Source organism: Mycobacterium sp. UM_11 (assembly GCF_001414075.1).
Classification (GTDB): Bacteria; Actinomycetota; Actinomycetes; order Mycobacteriales; family Mycobacteriaceae; genus Mycobacterium.
Genome location: NZ_LATC01000220.1, coordinates 1 through 1026, shown reverse-complemented (window position 1 = coordinate 1026; position 1026 = coordinate 1). Strand labels below are relative to the sequence as shown.

General features: G+C 69.5%; 2 protein-coding genes. Both read left to right on the top strand.

Features of this window, described 5'->3' with window-relative positions:
- Window positions 1-490: SRPBCC family protein (locus WU80_RS24735; RefSeq protein WP_082462600.1), on the top strand; the 490-nt coding region annotated here is incomplete at its 5' end.
- A gap of 71 nt (window positions 491-561) precedes the next feature.
- Window positions 562-1026 (top strand): hypothetical protein (locus tag WU80_RS24730; RefSeq protein ID WP_156371890.1); only part of this gene is annotated, 465 nt, incomplete at its 3' end.

Genomic DNA, 1026 nt, shown 5'->3' with positions numbered 1-1026 from the left:
GTCCTACACCGTGCGATTCCACGTCGACGCGCCCCCGGCGAAGGTGTGGCGGGTGCTGCATCCGCCCCCGCCGCCCGACGCGCCGCGACCGCGGGTGCTCACCTGGCCGAACGGCAGCATGGAGATCCTCAACGAGGGCAACGAAGCCGGCGAGGGGCTGGTCCGCACCTGCGTCTTCGAGGTGCCCAAGTACCTGCTTTCCGGGGGCAGGGCGCGGTCCTGGGAAACGGTCACGGAGGCCGAAACGAACCGGCTCTCGCGCTACGTGGCCGTCGGCGCGCCGCTGTGGTCGCGCGCCGAGGGATATCACCGCCTCGAGGAGCAGCCGGACGGGACCACCGTGCTGACGTTCCACGAGACCTACCACGCCTATAACCCGGTCCTGCGCTTCCTGCTCGAACGGCCGGTGCACGCGCGGATTTCCCGCGACAACCTCAAGGTTTACGAGCACGCGCTGGGCTATGCCGGCCGCGTGCGGCGGCTCGATTAGCGGCCCCCGAGCCCACCCGCGTACGACGCATTATGTGATTTAAGCTGCTCACCCCGGTACGCTTGCGTGCTATGGGGATTGAGGCTGGTGCACCTACCGCGGCCCGGTTGGCCGTCGCGGGGCTGATGATCGCGGGCTGGACCGCGTCGGCGGGCGTCGCCTGGGCCGATCCGGACCAGACGCCGGCACCGTCGCCTTCGCCGGCCGCGTCGCAGGGGCCCCCGCCCGGGCCGCCGCCGTCGTCGGCCTCACCGGCGCCGTCGCCGGGAGCCACTCCGGCCGCCGCACCGGCGCCGAAGACGACCATGGACAAAGACGGCATCTACAACGTCGGTACCGACATCGCGCCGGGCATCTACAGCTCGGGCGGACCCCTGGACAACGGGACCTGCTACTGGAAGCGGACCGGCAATCCCGACGGCAACATCATCGACAATGCGATGAGCAAGAAGCCTCAGGTCGTGCAGATCGACCCGACCGACAAGGCGTTCAAGACGTCGGGCTGCCAGCCCTGGCAGCTGTCTCTTATACACATC